General features: G+C 73.3%; 12 protein-coding genes. 5 read left to right on the forward strand and 7 right to left on the reverse strand.

The features are described 5' to 3' along the window. Positions 1-64 precede the first annotated feature (64 nt). A complete protein-coding gene (locus CG736_RS07915) occupies positions 65-988 on the forward strand; it encodes an NAD(P)-dependent oxidoreductase (protein WP_100585436.1) in 924 nt (307 codons plus the stop codon). Positions 989-1,152: 164 nt separating this feature from the next. On the opposite strand, the gene CG736_RS07920 is transcribed toward CG736_RS07915, so the two are convergent. Both CG736_RS07920 and CG736_RS07925 read right to left on the reverse strand, forming a co-directional pair. Continuing rightward, a complete protein-coding gene (locus CG736_RS07920) occupies positions 1,153-1,614 on the reverse strand; it encodes a hypothetical protein (RefSeq protein ID WP_198520394.1) in 462 nt (153 codons plus the stop codon). Beyond that, positions 1,611-2,045, reverse strand: a complete 435-nt coding sequence (locus CG736_RS07925) for a MarR family winged helix-turn-helix transcriptional regulator (protein WP_100585437.1) — start codon at positions 2,043-2,045, stop codon at positions 1,611-1,613. Before CG736_RS07925 ends, CG736_RS07920 begins: the two co-directional genes overlap by 4 nt. 254 nt (positions 2,046-2,299) lie before the next feature. Between CG736_RS07925 and CG736_RS07930 the strand changes: the two genes are divergently transcribed. Then, on the forward strand, positions 2,300-2,755 hold the full coding sequence (locus CG736_RS07930; protein ID WP_100585438.1) for an NUDIX domain-containing protein: 456 nt from the start codon (positions 2,300-2,302) through the stop codon (positions 2,753-2,755). A gap of 42 nt (positions 2,756-2,797) precedes the next feature. On the opposite strand, the gene CG736_RS07935 is transcribed toward CG736_RS07930, so the two are convergent. Continuing rightward, on the reverse strand, positions 2,798-6,157 hold the full coding sequence (locus tag CG736_RS07935) for a DUF4132 domain-containing protein (protein ID WP_100585439.1): 3,360 nt from the start codon (positions 6,155-6,157) through the stop codon (positions 2,798-2,800). 234 nt (positions 6,158-6,391) lie between these two features. Between CG736_RS07935 and CG736_RS07940 the strand changes: the two genes are divergently transcribed. After that, the gene (locus tag CG736_RS07940; RefSeq protein WP_100585440.1) at positions 6,392-7,567 is read left to right on the forward strand and encodes an alpha/beta hydrolase; all 1,176 of its coding nucleotides are present in this window, start codon (positions 6,392-6,394) and stop codon (positions 7,565-7,567) included. A gap of 39 nt (positions 7,568-7,606) precedes the next feature. Here CG736_RS07940 and CG736_RS07945 read toward each other — a convergent pair whose 3' ends face one another. From CG736_RS07945 to CG736_RS07955, 3 genes are all read right to left on the reverse strand, one after another. After that, the gene (locus CG736_RS07945) at positions 7,607-8,383 is read right to left on the reverse strand and encodes a response regulator transcription factor (protein WP_100585441.1); all 777 of its coding nucleotides are present in this window, start codon (positions 8,381-8,383) and stop codon (positions 7,607-7,609) included. Then, positions 8,380-9,573: a sensor histidine kinase gene (locus CG736_RS07950; RefSeq protein WP_100585442.1), complete on the reverse strand. Its 1,194-nt coding sequence runs from the start codon at positions 9,571-9,573 to the stop codon at positions 8,380-8,382. Before CG736_RS07950 ends, CG736_RS07945 begins: the two co-directional genes overlap by 4 nt. A gap of 88 nt (positions 9,574-9,661) precedes the next feature. Continuing rightward, positions 9,662-10,519 carry an amidohydrolase family protein gene (locus CG736_RS07955; RefSeq protein WP_232733886.1) on the reverse strand — a complete coding sequence of 286 codons (858 nt, stop codon included), beginning with the start codon at positions 10,517-10,519 and terminating at the stop codon, positions 9,662-9,664. A gap of 545 nt (positions 10,520-11,064) precedes the next feature. On the opposite strand from CG736_RS07955, the gene CG736_RS07960 reads away from it, so the two are divergent. Together CG736_RS07960 and CG736_RS07965 are read left to right on the forward strand one after the other, a co-directional pair. Next, entirely contained in the window at positions 11,065-12,573 is a 1,509-nt protein-coding gene (locus tag CG736_RS07960; RefSeq protein ID WP_100585444.1) for a tyrosinase family protein, read from the forward strand. Positions 12,574-12,671: 98 nt separating this feature from the next. Continuing rightward, the gene (locus tag CG736_RS07965) at positions 12,672-13,280 is read left to right on the forward strand and encodes a DUF5134 domain-containing protein (protein ID WP_157815469.1); all 609 of its coding nucleotides are present in this window, start codon (positions 12,672-12,674) and stop codon (positions 13,278-13,280) included. Positions 13,281-13,322: 42 nt separating this feature from the next. On the opposite strand, the gene CG736_RS07970 is transcribed toward CG736_RS07965, so the two are convergent. Beyond that, positions 13,323-13,886 (reverse strand): dihydrofolate reductase family protein, encoded by a 564-nt coding sequence (locus CG736_RS07970; RefSeq protein WP_100585446.1) that lies wholly within the window; start codon positions 13,884-13,886, stop codon positions 13,323-13,325. Between the last annotated feature and the right edge of the window lie 34 nt (positions 13,887-13,920).

Below are 13,920 nucleotides of genomic sequence, written 5' to 3' on the forward strand. Positions count from 1 at the left end.
GGGTAACCACCCACTGCGAAGTGCGTACTTGATCACCTTCGGGCCGTGGACCAGCCTAATCCGCATGGCACAGAACACCATTGAGACCGACACCGCCCACGCTGTCGAGAGGACTCCCGTCGCCCTGCTGGGCCTCGGCACGATGGGCACCGCACTGGCCCGCACCTGGCTCGCCGCCGGCCACCCGCTCACCGTCTGGAACCGCACCGCGGCGCGCGCCGAGGCCCTGGTCGGCGAGGGGGCGACGGTCGCCGGGACGGCGGCGGAGGCGGTCGCCGCGAACACCCTGATCGTGCTCTGCCTGCTGGACGACGCCTCGATCGGCGACGTCCTGGGCGAGAGCGCGACCGACACCGCGATCGACCTGACCGGCCGGGACGTGGTCAACCTGACCACCAGCACCCCCGCCCAGGCCCGAGCCCGCGCCGAGTGGGCCCGCGAGCGCGGGGCCCGCTACCTCGACGGCGGCATCATGGCCGTCCCCCCGATGGTCGGCGTCCCGCAGGCCGGTGGCTACGTCTTCTACAGCGGCTCGCAGGACCTGTTCGACCGTCACCGCGCCACCCTCGCCGTCCCCCTCGCCACTGCCTACGTCGGCGAGGACGCGGGCTTCGCCGCCCTGCACGACATCGCCCTGCTCAGCGCCATGTACGGCATGCTCGCCGGCGCCGCGCACGCCTTCGCCCTGATCCGCAAGGAGAACATCGACCCCGCCACCCTCGCCCCGCTCCTCGCCGACTGGCTCACCGCGATGGCCCCCTCCGTCCACCGCACCGCCGACCAGCTCCGCACCGGCGACTACACCACCGGCGTCGTCTCCACCCTCGCCATGCAGGTCGCCGGCACCCCGACCTTCCTCGACACCGCCGAACAGCAGGGGGTCAGCCCCGAACTCCTCACCCCCTACTTCGACCTGATGCGCCGCCGCCTGGCCGAAGGCAGTGGCGACGAGGACCTCACGGGCGTGGTCGACCTCCTGCTGCGCTGACCGGCCCGACCGGCGTTCGAATTCGTCGGCGGACCGGCTTCCGGGCTGAAGGAGTCATTCGGCGCCCGGCTTCCAGCGGCGCCGACTCGACAGCGTGGTCGGCGGACTGCAGGAGCGCCGGATGCGTGGTCGGCACTCGTTCCCGGGAACAGTCGTGCCGGGACTCACCGGCCGGCTTGCTGCCAGGGAAACGGAGCGAGATCCGGTTCGACCCAGCCGGTTCTGGCCGGGTCGCCGGCCAGCGTCGACGAGCGGTAGAAGCGGGTGAGCAGCTTCTTGTCGAGCAGCGCGGGGTGCTGCTCGACGAAGGCGTCGAAGTCGGCGGTGGCCGACTGCCCGGCGTGGTGGCCCACGAGTTCGACCCAGGCCCGGCTGACGGTGGCGTTGTACTTCTGCGGTACGCCCGCGTAGCGGGCGGTGCGCCGGATGCCGTCGCTGACCAGGTCGACAGCTGCACCGGTGCCGTAGCGTCGGACGGCCAGCCAGGTCAGCCGGAGGTGCTGGCGGTGCCCGAACCGCTCGGCGGTCGCCATCGTCTCGCCCATCAACTCGGCGAACGGCGAAGCCTCGTCCTCCGTGCTGTTCGCGTCGCGGCCGGAGTGCGGGCCATGGGTGTGCGTGGTCATGAGCCCACCTTGACCAGCGCGTCCAGAACGGCGTGGAAACCGGCGACTGCTTCGGCGGGCAGGCCGTCCAGCGCGCGGTTCTCGATGGTCGCCAGCGTCCGGGTGATGACGGCGGCCGTCGCGCGCCCGGAGTCGGTCAGTTCGACGAGCACCGAGCGGCGGTCGCCGGTGCGCGTGCCGCGGGTGATGTGGCCGCGGCGCTCCAGCCGGTCCAGCACGCCGGTGAGCGTCGTCGGGCGGGTGCCGACCGCGGCCCCCAGCTGGGAGACGGTGCGGCCCCGGCCGTCGGCGAGGTTGGCCAGCGCGTTGATCTCGGAGGCGGTCAGATCGAGGTCGACGAGTTCGGCGGCGATCAGCTGCAGGGTGGCATGGGTCGCGCGCTGCAAGGCCAGCAGCGCCGACCCGCTTGATGATACGGATTCGGACTTCACGGTTTCGAATACTACGATATCGGAGTACTTGGCGGTAAAAGTGTTCTCGGCGTCGCCCGGCGCACCGGTCCCGCGCTCCGCCAGGTGCTCGGAGCGGAGAGCGGCACGGCGAACCAGCCCGGTCGGAGCAGCGGACGTTCGAGCCGGTGGAGGCGGCGGCGCCGGTCCGCTTGGCGTCGCAGGCGTCCGGTGCGGGATCGTGGGTGTTTTCGCGTTCGCGGCCGGTGGGCGGGACATCGACGAAGGGTGGGGCCATGAAGAAGGTCGCCGTGAAGCTCTGGCGGATCATCCGGGGGCCGATGCAGTGGCGGGTGCTGTGGGTGTGGCACGCGAAGTTCATGGTCGGGGTCACCGGGATCGTGCGTGACGACGAAGGCCGGGTGCTGCTGCTGAAGCACCGGTTGTGGCCGGAGGGGCGGCAGTGGGGGCTGCCGAGCGGCTATGCGAACAAGGGGGAGAGCTTCGAGGAGACGGTCGTCCGGGAGGTTCGGGAGGAGACCGGGCTCACCGTGAAGGTGGGCGAACTGGCGTACCTGAAGAGCGGGTTCAAGCTGCGCCTCGAAGTCGCGTACGAGGCGCAGCTGGTCGGTGGGCGGATCGAGGTCGAGTCGTTCGAGATCCTGGAGGCTCGGTGGTTCTCGCCGGACGACCTCCCCGAGGGCATGCAGGAGTCGCACCGGGAACTGATCCACCGCCAGCGGCAGCCCTGAAGTCTCGGCCCACCCTCGCGTCCGAGGGTGGGCCGTTCGGGTTCAGGAGGCGGTCAACTGCTCCAGGTCGGTGAGCAGTTCGGACGCGGTGACGGCATCGAGGTCGGCGAAGCAGTGGTGCTGGGCGGCGCCGGGGAAGCAGTCGCCCGGGCGGGTGCCCAGCCAGACCTCCTGCACGGTCTGTTCGGGGGAATCGGCCGTCACCGGGACGCTGTAGCCGGGGTCCAGGGTGACGGACAGCCATCGGCCGCCCGGCAGCGACTTCGAGAGCGAGGATTCGACGCCGCTGTCGGAGGCGCCGTTGCGCTGCCAGCCGCGCTTCACCAGGCCGAGGAGGGCGACGACGGGGACGGTGCGGTTCTCGTGGCGGCGGAGTCGGTGGCCGGCTGCTTCCTCGGAGGTCAAAGTGCGGACGGAGCGAGCGAGTTGGGGGAACGGTTGGCTGAGGCCGCAGTCCGTGAAGAGCTCGGTCCAGCCGGGGAGGTCCTCGGCGAGGTGGAGGGGGTGGGGGAGGCGGACGCCGGCGTCGTCGGGGAGGGTGAAGGCGTGGCCGTGGAGGTCGGCGAAGGTGCGGTCCCCGGCGATGCGGAAAGCGGTTTCCGTGGTGGTCCAGACGAGGCGGCGGACGAGGTGCGAGAGCAGCGGGTGGGCGACGAGAAGGTCGCGGAACTCGACGGCGGTCCAGGTCCGGCCGGTGAGCATCGCGGCTTCGAGGCGGTGGATCTGGTCGGCGGCGAGGGCGCGGACGTCCTTCTTCAGGGCGGTGAAACGTTTCCGTTCGGCGGGTGCGAGCTGCGGGTCGTCCTTGGCGCCGGGGACGGGTAGATCCCTGAGGCGGCTGCCGTCCGCGGCGAGGACGAACGGGCGGAGCTGCTCGTCGAAGCCGACGGTGAAGGTGCGCGAGCCGTAGTCGATGACGGTGGTGCCGTCCGCGGACAGGCCGAGGTCGGGAACCAGTCGGTCGGCGAGTTGATCGGCCGTCAGGCCCAGGTGTTCGGCGACCTCGGCGATCTTCTCGGCCGCCCGGGCCTTGAGCGCGCCGTACTTCACCCGCTGGGCCAGCAGGTGCAGTTGGCGGAGCGCGGTGTCGGTGCCGATCGCGGCGAGGACGTCCAGCCCCTCCACGGCCCGTCGGTGCGCGCCCTGTCCGGGCCATTCGCGCAGGACGGCGGCCAGCCGGCAGGCGGTCCCGTCGTCGCCCCACTCGCCGAGCAGGGTGAGCGTCCAGCTGTCCGAGGCGGGCAGGCCGGCCCGCCGCCACTCCTCGAACAGCGCCCAGGCGAACGCCGGGAGGCTGTCGGGACGGCAGGCGTGGGCGACAGCAGCGAGACCCGGGTAGGGGGCGTCGGGCCTGCCCAGGGCCGCCATCACCACCACATGACGCACCGCCGACTCCGGCAGCGCCGCCTCCGCGCCCGCCAGCAGCAGTTGCGGCAACGCGGCGGGCTCCAGCCACTCGGGGTCCTGCGGCAGCCGTGCGGGCAGGGAGCTCTCCAGCGGGTCCACCGCCAGCATCGCGCCGATCGCCGCCGACGCCGCCGCCCCGTACCGCTCGGCCACGGCCCGCAGCAGCGCCTCGCCGGCGTCGGGCGCGGCCACCAGGCGCAGTGCCGCCTCGGCGGCCGCCCGGTCCCGGCCCGGCTTGGCGAGGGCGTCCGGGACCAGCAGCAGCGCGCCCGCCACGCCGTGCCGGGCGAACCACGAACGCGCCGTCGCTCGAACGGACTTGAGGCGGGTCAGGCCGGCGGCCAGCAGTCGGGCCGCCTCGATGTCGAGCAGCGGCAGCAGCAGCGGAGACATGGCGGCCGGGCTGGAGCGGGCCGCGTGCAGGGCCATCGGCACGGCGGCGAGGCCGTACTTGCCGAGCACCGGCCGCAGGTACTCCAGGCCCAGGTTGAAGCGGCGCGGACGCCAGGCGGCGACCAGCGGGGCCAGCACCTCCACCGGGCCCTGGTGCAGCAATCGGCAGGAGTACCACAGGCCTTGGGGTTCCAGACCCTTTGCCGCCTCGGCCGCCCAGTCGGTGTCCTCGCCGTAGCTCCACCAGTCGTCGAAGTGCCGGGTGTCCACCCAGGCCGCCTGTTCGCCTTCCCGCCACAGCAGTCGACGTGACTCGTCGAGCGGGAGGCCGGTGATCACCGCCGGCTTGCGGGCTCGGCGCGGGCGCGTCCACGGTGGGGAGACCAGCAGTTCGGGCAGCGCGGCCGGTGCGGCGGCCGGTGCGAGCGGCTGCGCGCCGTCCAGAGCGCGGACGAACCGGGCGGTGGGGGAGTCGAGTTGGGCGAGGATCTCGGGGAGTCGGGCCGACGAGACCCGCAGGTGCCGGTCGAGGGCCTGCCGGGCGGCCTCGCCGCCGCCCCGGGCGGCGGAGGCCAACAGGCGCGCCCCGCGCACCGGGTCGCGGCGCAGCGCCTCCTGCAGGACGGGGGCGACCTGCCGGATCTCCAGGCCGGCCAGCAGCGCCCGGAACGCCTCGTCCGTGCGGAACTCCAGCAGGAATTCCGCGCGTTCGTGCATCCACGGAGTGTTCTCCGACGGATCCGACACGGCGGCGAGCAGCGGAACGCACGCGTTGCCCAGGCCGTCGGCGAGGGTGGCGACGGCAGCGATGGTCCAGGCCCGCCACGTCACCGTCGGGCGGTGCCCGAGCCGGTCGAGCTGGGCCCGGCTGCCGAGCGCGGCCAGCAGCAGCGTCCGGAGGACCGGGCCGGCGTGGTCGTACGTCGGCTCCTCGGCCAGGCAGTCGTCCACCCACTCGGCGACGTCCGGCAGCAGGTGGGCGGCCAGGACGCGGCGGCCGGGCGTGGTGCGCAGCGCCTCCAGCGTGGCGCGGGCCGCCAGGTACGCGGGCTCGTCGGCGATCGTCAGCAGGTGGCGCGCCCAGCGGACCAGGCCGTACTCGTCGGGGACGGCGTGGTAGTGCTCCCGCAGCACGTCCTGCCGGACCAGGTCCCCGAACTCCGTTGCGCTGCACCGCGTCACGTCCAGCGCCAGGACGGCCGCGTGCGCCGCGAACGCCAGGCCGTGCCGGGCCGTCCACGCGTCGACCAGGTCGGCCCACCGCCCGTCGCCCCACCACTCGCCGGGCGGCAGCAGCCGTGGCAGCACGGCCGCCCCCAACGGGTCGGCCGCACCGGCGAGATACGCCCGGGCGGCGGCCACCAGTTCCGGATCGTGGGAGCCGGTCGCGAGCACCCGCTCGATCGCCTCCCGGTGCTCCGCGATCAGGGCGTCCTCGGCGGCGACGGCCTCGGGGCCCGGCAGGTCCGCCACCGACGCGACGCCGCCGCCGCGCCGGGGCAGCACCAGCGGGCGCCACGACGCGGGCATCACGAAGTCCTCGTCGAACGGCGACCCTTCGCCACAACCGAGCTGCCGTTCAGCGGCGTTGACGCTCTGCACCGGTCCTCCTGACCCACCCGACCGGCCGGCGTCCCGAGCGGCGGTCCGGAGGCGCAGCGGGTCGGACGAACTGTTGCGGGAGACCTTAGTCAGCCGCGCCGACAGCCCGGCCCTGCTCCTGGGCGCAGGGCGCGGTCCGCCCGGCGGCGGAGACCGGATCCGTCCGGGAGCGGACCCGGCGCTCCGCTCCCGAGCAGACGTCAAGTGGCGTGCACGCAGCCTAGGTTCAAAAACATGACCAGTCTCCGCCGCGCGGCCGTGACCGCCGCGCTCGCCTTCGTCCTGCCGCTGCCGATCGTCGCCGCGGCCCCCGCTTTCGCCACCGCCGCGCCGCCGTCCGCCGCGGACCCGGCACCGGTCGGGTCCGTCGTCTCGCTGCCCCGTCCGACCGGGCCGTACGCGGTCGGACGCGACCTGCTGCACCTCGTCGACCGGAACCGCCAGGACCCCTGGGTGCCGTCGGCGGGAGCCCGGCAGCTGATGGTGTCGATGTACTACCCGGCCCGGGCCGGGAGCGGGACGCCCGCGCCCTACATGACCACCGAGGAGGCCCGGCTGTTCCTGGCGGCGAAGGCCCCGGGATCGGGCATTCCGCCCGAGACGATGGCCGACACGGGCACCTGGGCGCGGGCGGACGCCCGCCCGGTGGGCGGCCGGTTCCCGCTGGTGCTGCTCTCGCCCGGCTTCACGTTCCCGCGGGCCGCGTTCTCCGGCATCGCCGAGGACCTGGCCAGCCGCGGGTACGTGGTCGCGCTGATCGACCACACCTACGAGTCCACCGGCGTCACCTTCCCGGACGGCCGGACGCTCGAATGCGCCATCTGCGACCGTCCGCCGACGGGCGGTCCGGCGGCCATCGCCGAGAGCCGGGCGAAGGACGCCTCGTTCGTCATCGACCAGTTGACGTCGGAACGGTCGCCGTGGGCGCACGCCCGGCTGATCGACCGCCACCGGATCGGCATGGCCGGGCACTCGATCGGGGGTGACGCCGCCGCCATGACGATGGCCGCGGACCGCCGGGTGCAGGCGGGGGTGAACATGGACGGCACCTTCTTCGCGCCGGTCCCGGCCACCGGCCTGGGCGGGCGGCCGTTCCTGCTGTTCGGCGCCCAGCCCGGCGCGACTCCGGGCACGGACCCCAGCTGGGACGACGCCTGGGCCGCGCTGGACGGCTGGAAGCGCCGGCTCACCGTCGTCGGAGGCGAGCACGGCACCTTCAGCGACCTGCTGATACTCGCCCGGGCCGTGGGCATCCCCGCCAAGCCCGGAGCGATCGACCCCGTGCGCGGCGTGGAGATCACCCGGACGTACCTCGGCGCCTTCTTCGACCAGCAGTTGAAGGGGAAGCCCGAGCCGCTGTTCGACGGGCCGTCCCCGGACATGCCGGAGGTCACCGTCCAACTCCCTTAGCGCACGCGATCGGTGGCCGGTGTCCCCGTCCGGGTGGGTTCAACCGGACGGGGACACCAGGCCCGCGTCATAGGCGGCGATGACGAGATGGACGCGGTCGCGGGCGTCCAACTTGGCCAGCAGCCGGGCGACATGGGTCTTGGCGGTGGCGGGGGCGATGAACAGCTGCTCGGCGATCTCGGCATTGGACAGACCGCGACCGACCAGGACCAGGACCTCGCGTTCGCGTTCGGTCACGCCCGGGAGGCGGCGCTTCGGTGCGACCGGTGCGGGCCGGGCGGTGAGGTCGGCGATCAGGCGCCGGGTGACGCTCGGCGCGATCAGGGCATCGCCGGCCGCGACCACTCGGATCGCCGTGAGGATCTCCGCCAGCGCCATGTCCTTGACCAGGAAGCCGCTCGCACCGGCCCGCAGTGCGGCGTAGACGTTCTCGTCGTCGTCGAAGGTGGTCAGGATCAGCACCCGGGGCACCGGGCCGGCCGCGCCCGAGGTGAGCAGCCCGGTGGCCTCGATCCCGTCCGTGCCGGGCATCCGAATGTCCATCACCACGACGTCCGGGCGGACCTCGGCGGCCCGTTGGACGGCCTCGGCGCCGGTGGCCGCCTCACCGACGAGCTCCAGACCGGGGGAGTGGCCGATCGCCATGCCCAGCCCGGCGCGCACCAACTCCTGGTCGTCGGCGAGCAGCACCCGGATCGCCGAGCCGACGCCGTCGGCCGTTGCGCGGTCATCGGGCGTCCGGTCGGCGGCGGTTCGGGCAGTGGCGGTCCGGCCGGCGGCAGTTCGGTCGACGGCGATTCGGTCGGTGGCCGTCATGCGGGCAGCCTCGCGGCGACCCGGAAGCCGCCCTCGGGGCGGGAACCGGCGCTGAAGCGGCCGTTCAGCAGGGCGACCCGCTCGCGCATCCCGGCGATGCCGTACCCGGTGCCGCCGGTGCGGCGGTCGGGCGTGCGGCCGTGGCCCTCGTCGATCACGTCGATGGCCAACTCCTCCTCGTGGTAGGCGATGTGCACCTCGCAGCGGCCGGCGCCGGCGTGCCGGAGCACGTTGGTGACCGACTCCTGGACGATCCGGAAGGCGGCCAGGTCGATCTCGGGCGGCAGCGGGCGCGCCCGTCCCCGCCACTGTACGTCGACCTCGACGCCGGCCTGCGCCATCGTCGCCGTCAGCCGCTCGACGGCCTCAAGTCCGGCGAGCGGCACGGCGATCGAGGGATCGTCGGCGCCGGTCTCGGCGTGCCGCAGCGAGACCAGCATCCGGCGCAGACCGGCCAGCGTCTCCCGGCTGGTGGCGTCGATGGCGTCCAGCGCCCGGCGGGCCCCGGCCGGCTCCACGTCGAGCACCATGCTCGCCGCACCGGCCTGGATCGCGATCACGCCGATGCTGTGCGCCACCACGTCGTGCAACTCCCGGGCGATCCGCAGCCGTTCGACCGTGATCGCCTGACGGGCGGCGTACGCGCGCAGGTCGCTGCTGTAACGGCGTTGCTGGTGGACCGAGTTGCCGATCGCCCACGGAATCGCGATGCCGGCGGCGAACGCCGCGGCGCTGCTCACGATGTCGCCGGTCGTCACCGCGCCGCGCCTCGTTATCGCCAAATCGACCAGCCAGAGGGCGAATTCGGCGAGGCCCGCGGGAATGGAGACCCGACCCGGGCGGACCGCTGCGAGGTAGCCGATCAGGACGTCCATCGCCATGAACAGCGGCCAGGTCCGCTCACCGAGCAGCAGGACGACCGCCGCCTCGGCCAGCAGCACCCCGAACACCTGCGTCGGCCACCGCCTGGCCCAGCAGACCGGCAGCGCGAGCACCACGGCCAGGGCCGCCCGCAGGGCGAGGCCCGCCACGGAGGGCGGGTGCCGGAGTCCGAGCGGCGGGGCCAGCTCGAACGTCGTCGACATGAAGAGCAGCAGGGCCAACTGCCCGGCGGCGCACCAGGCCAGCGCCGTCCAGACCCCCGACGGCAGTCGCCTCAGCCACGGCGCGCGCGGCACGTCCCGATCCATGCGGCGATGGTAGTGATCTCCGCCGCCGCCGGGCGTCCGCCCGTGGGCGGACACCCGCAGGCGGACGGCGGTGCCGGGGTGCGGGCGGTCAGCGGCCGAACAGCTTCGCGGCGTTGTGGTGGCAGACCGCCCGCAGCCAGTCGGATCCGAGGTCCAGCCGTTCCAGGGCCCGGAGTTGATGCAGGTACGGGTAGGGGATGTTCGGGAAGTCGGTGCCGAGCAGGATGCGGTCGCCGAGGTCGGCGAGCCGGGGCAGCGCCTGCCGGGGGAAGGGCATGAAACTCTCGGTGAAGTCGGTGAACGCCATGGTGGTGTCGAGGTGCACCTGCGGGTACCGCTCGGCCAGGTCGAGGAACTCGTCGTACTCGGGCATGCCCAAGTGGGCGACGATCAGCCGCAGTCGGGGGTGCCGGGCGAGCACCCGGGCGGCGGACTCGGGCCCGGTGAACCGGCCGGGCGCCGGCCCGGAACCGCAGTGCATCACCACCGGGACGCCCGCCTCCGCCAACATCCCCCACGCCGAGTGCAGTTGCTCGTCCGCCGGGTCGTAGTCGCCGACCTGCACGTGGGCCTTGAACACCCGGGCGCCCGCGTCGAGCGCCGCACGGACGTACTCCCCGGTGTCCGGTTCGGGGTACAGCGTGGCCGTGTGCAGGCAGTCCGGCGTGCGGCGGGCGAAGTCGACGGCCCAGTCGTTCAGCCACCGGGCCATGCCCGGCTTGTGCGGGTAGAGCATCGAGGTGAACGCCAGGACGCCGAAGTCCCGCAGCACGGCGGTGCGTTCGGCCTCCTCGGTGCGATAGGTGATCGGCCAGGCCAGTCCGCCGACCAGCGGCCCGTTGGCGTCGAAGTACTCCCACACCTTGCGCAGCACCCGCTCCGGCATGAAATGGGTGTGCACGTCGATCAGCCCGGGCAGCCCGAGCCCGCCCCAGAACCGGCGCACCTCGTCCGCCTCCGCGCGGAACCCCTCGCCCGGCTCCTCGGGGAACTCCTCGCCGGACTCCTCGTTCGGGGGCTCGACACTGTGCGACCGGCGGGGTGAACTCACCTGAACTGCCTCTCTCCTGGACGGGCGGACCGTGCGAAACGCGCGAAACCGGATCAGCGTATGCCGCTCCCGGCTCCCGCCCGCGCCCGCCCTCCGCTCCCGGCTCCCGCCCGCGCCCGCCCTCCGCTCCCGGCCCCCGCCTCGGCCCCCGTCGGATCTCCGCTCCCGGCTCCGCCCCGGCCGGCTCTCCGCTCCCGGCTCCGCCCCGGCCGGCCCTCCGCTCCCGCTCCGCCGGCGGGCGTTCCTCCGTCCGGCCGCACCCTGAGCGGCTCAGCCTGCCTGGCCGGCGGCCGCGGACCCTCCGACGATGGACTCTGTGCGTCGGTCGCGCAGCCACCTCCTCAAGTGCTCGGCCACCCGGAGCGACTGATGCGACCGCCCCGACGGCTGCACCGCGCAGCCGGCCTCGTCACTCCCGTCCGGAGCCCAGCGGAGGAAGCATGACCACGACCCCAGGAAACCCGACCCCCGACCAGGTCGTCGCAGCGCCCACCTATCTGGCGGACATCCGCTTCTACTTCCGGCCCGAGGACGTCTCCCACATGGCCGCCAAGGGGATCGAGCTCGGAACCTACGACGGAGTGAAGAAGAACGCGCTCGCCATCCTCGCGCAGACCTCCTCGCCGAACCCGCAGATGCCCCCGGACCAGGCCGGGCAGTGGAGCGCCGAACGCTCCCAGACGTTCAAGAACTGGATCGTCAACGGCATGCCGCTCGGTACGGCGACGGGCGGCGGGTCCACGGGGGGCGGACCGGCCCCGACCAGGCTGCGCAAGGACGTCACCACACTGACCGACGCCGAGTTCACGCTGCTGAAGACCGCGTTCAGCGGCCTGATGGCCCGCGACCCGTCGGCGGCGGACAGCTACTTCGTGCTGGCCGGGCAGCACGGTCTCCCGCAGAGCTGGTGCCTGCACCACGAAGACCGGTTCAACCCCTGGCACCGCCAGTACCTGATCGAGTTCGAGGACGCGCTGCGCTCCGTCCCGGGCTGCGAGACGGTGACGCTCCCCTACTGGGACATCACGACCGCCCTGCCGGACCGGCTCCAGCACCCGCCGCTCGACCAGTACGTCCTGCCGGCCGACCCCGGTGCCACCGCGACGCCGCAGCCGGTCACCGGGTACTTCCCGTACACCACCCAGCGGTTCTCCGTCGCGACCATCACCCAGAACGTGAAGGACTTCGGGGTGCTGGACGACATCACCACCTCGTTGACCCAGTCGCTCTGGGGCGCGTACAACGTGAACGGGTACCAGGACTTCTCGATCCAGGCCCACGACGGCGGCCACGGCTCGATCGGGCCGACGATGGCCGACCAGAACGTCGCGTCGTTCGACCCGGTGTTCTGGTTCTTCCACTGCAACATCGACCGCCTCTGGCTGAGCTGGCAGACCCGCGCCCAGGCGACCACGCTGACCGGCTTCCGGTCCACCCTGGGGACCGACACCGGCTGGCTCACCGCGCCGTTCAACGCCCTGCCGCCGTTCACCACGACGGCCGACCAGACGATCGAGACCACCGTCTCGTACGACCGCCTGGACGTCCCCGCCCCCGGCCCCGCGGAGAGCGTCATGGAGAACCTGACCGGAAGCACCGACGCCGCCAGCCCCTTCGCGTTCCGCAGCGCCGACCCGGTGTCGGTGCGGGTGAAGGGCATCGACCGGCTGAACATCCCGGGGTCGTTCTTCGTGACGCTGCTCGCCGACGGCGAGCCGGTCGCGAAGCGCTACTTCTTCCAGCCGAAGACCCCGCGGAAGTGCCCGACCTGCGTGAAGCACGGCATCATCAACCTCGATTTCCGGATGCCGCAGGAACAACTCCAGGACCGGAAGCTGTCCGTCCGCATCGACGTGCCCGGGCACCCCGAGGAGATCGGCACCGCGTTCCCGCTCGCGCAGGCCGGCAACCCGACCGTCAACGCGCGGCTGCTGGTGCAGGACGCGTAGCCCGGTGGCGGTGGCGAGGCCGGCGCCAGTGGTGCCGGCGGTGCCGCTTCCGGTTCCGGGTTCGGTGGCGGTGGCACGGCCGCGGAAGGGAGGTTCCGGTGCGAGAACCCGTGATCGCCACCGCCCTGTTGATCGCCCTGACCGGCTGGTGCGTGTTGCACGGCGTGTCGGGCATCGCGGGCGGCCGATGCGCGGACCGCAGACTGGAGGCGGCCGAGATCGTGATGGCGCTCGCGGTGGTCGCGATGATGGCACCGGCGTTCGACCCCCTGCCGCAGGGCCTGTGGGCGGCCCTGCTCGCCGCGTCCGCGGCCTGGCCGGCCCGCCGACGTCCGGCCCGCGCCGGGCGTCACCACGACGGCGATCCGGCGTCGCCCGGAGCCCGGGCGCACTACGCCCACCACGTCGTCGGCGCGTCCGCGATGGCCGCCCTGGCCGTGGCGCCGAAGCACGGCCACACCGGCGGCAGCGGTGTCCACGAAGCCGTCCACGCCGCGGTGCCGGCCTGGACGCTGTTCCTGCTGGCCGCGTACTTCCTGGCCTACGCCGCCGTCGGAGTCGCCTCCCTCCTGCTGCCCCGTCCGACCACAGGCCGGTATCCGGCCCCTGACTGCGGACCCGGGCCGCTCGCCCCGCTCCGACTGGTCTCCGCGCGGCGCACGGTGATGGCCATCGGCATGTTCTACATGCTGGTCGGCATGAGCTGACCCCCGGTTCCCCGGGCGGCGGCGGCCTGACCGCCCAGGGATTCAACGCCGCACGCGGTAGCGGAGGTTGACGACCTTCGAGGGGAAGGTGCGGGTCTCGACGAGGTCCAGATCCACCCGGTGCCCGGCCCGCGGGAAGAACGGGGTGCCGCCGCCGACCAGCACCGGGTGGACCCTGGCGCGGTACTCGTCGATCAGGCCCGACTCGGCCGCCTGCACGGCGAGCGTCGGGCCGCCGATCGCGATCTCGCCCGGCCCCGGCTCGGCCCGCCACCGCGCGATCTCCTCGGCCAAGCCCCCGATGGCCAGGCGGGCGTTGCCCCGGACCGACGACAAGGTGGTGGAGAAGACCACCTTGGGGAGCGCGTTCCAGAGCGCGGCCCACTCCCGCCTCGGGGCGTCGAGCGACGGATCCCGACCGGCGGTCTCCCAGTACAGCATCGTCTCGTACAGCCGCCGTCCGAGCAGGTAGACGGCGACCCCGCGAATCTCGTCGGTGACGAAGCGGAACAGCGCCTCGTCGGGCGCCGTCCAGCCGAACTCGCCGTCCGGCCCGGCGACGTAGCCGTCGAGCGAGACGCCCATCGAGCAGATCACCCTGCGCATCGGAAGCCCTCCTCGGTGCCGCCTCCCACCGTAC

The organism is Kitasatospora sp. CB02891, assembly GCF_002803145.1.
Lineage (GTDB): Bacteria > Actinomycetota > Actinomycetes > Streptomycetales > Streptomycetaceae > Kitasatospora > Kitasatospora griseola.

Coding starts and splice junctions, on each gene's coding strand:
- CG736_RS07960 (WP_100585444.1), top strand. CDS start 11,065: ATGACCACGACCCCAGGAAACCCGACCCCCGACCAGGTCGTCGCAGCG.
- CG736_RS07920 (WP_198520394.1), bottom strand. CDS start 1,614: ATGACCACGCACACCCATGGCCCGCACTCCGGCCGCGACGCGAACAGC.
- CG736_RS07940 (WP_100585440.1), top strand. CDS start 6,392: ATGACCAGTCTCCGCCGCGCGGCCGTGACCGCCGCGCTCGCCTTCGTC.
- CG736_RS07945 (WP_100585441.1), bottom strand. CDS start 8,383: ATGACGGCCACCGACCGAATCGCCGTCGACCGAACTGCCGCCGGCCGG.
- CG736_RS07950 (WP_100585442.1), bottom strand. CDS start 9,573: ATGGATCGGGACGTGCCGCGCGCGCCGTGGCTGAGGCGACTGCCGTCG.
- CG736_RS07915 (WP_100585436.1), top strand. CDS start 65: ATGGCACAGAACACCATTGAGACCGACACCGCCCACGCTGTCGAGAGG.
- CG736_RS07970 (WP_100585446.1), bottom strand. CDS start 13,886: ATGCGCAGGGTGATCTGCTCGATGGGCGTCTCGCTCGACGGCTACGTC.
- CG736_RS07930 (WP_100585438.1), top strand. CDS start 2,300: ATGAAGAAGGTCGCCGTGAAGCTCTGGCGGATCATCCGGGGGCCGATG.